The organism is Micromonospora sp. CV4, from assembly GCF_003667455.1.
Lineage (GTDB): Bacteria > Actinomycetota > Actinomycetes > Mycobacteriales > Micromonosporaceae > Micromonospora.
Genome location: NZ_RCVI01000010.1, coordinates 1 through 412 on the forward strand (window position 1 = coordinate 1; position 412 = coordinate 412).

Annotated in this window: 1 protein-coding gene; it reads right to left on the reverse strand. The window is 75.2% G+C overall.

The window, feature by feature from the left end; all coding sequences use genetic code 11:
- Positions 1-304 (reverse strand): hypothetical protein (locus EAD98_RS00040; RefSeq protein WP_199723153.1); only part of this gene is annotated, 304 nt, incomplete at its 3' end.
- Positions 305-412 lie beyond the last annotated feature (108 nt).

Sequence of the window (412 nt, forward strand, 5' to 3'; positions counted from 1 at the left end):
GCCCACGAGTGTGCCCCTGCACCGGCCCCGGGGCGTGCGGGGTCTGCCAGGGCAGGTCGACACGCACCTTGCCGTCGTGGGGCCGCAGCGTCGGGGTGCACACCTTCACCCCGCCGGGCACCGTGGGCGGCAGGACCACGTCGAAGGCGTGCCATGCCCAGTCCCGGTACGAGGCCGGCGCCGCACATGTCGGCAGCTGCGACCACACCCGCACGGTCCTGCCGTCGGCCGGGTCGACGACGACCTGCTGCCGGTCCGCCGCGGCGAGGCTCACCTGCCGCGCCACCGTCGGCGGGCCCTCCACCTCACACAGCCCCGCCGGCAGCCGCCCATGTGCCCCAACGTATGCGGTGATCTGTCGGGTGCGGTTACGGATCGCCGCGTTGTCGGTGCCTTCGGGCAGCGCCGCCCG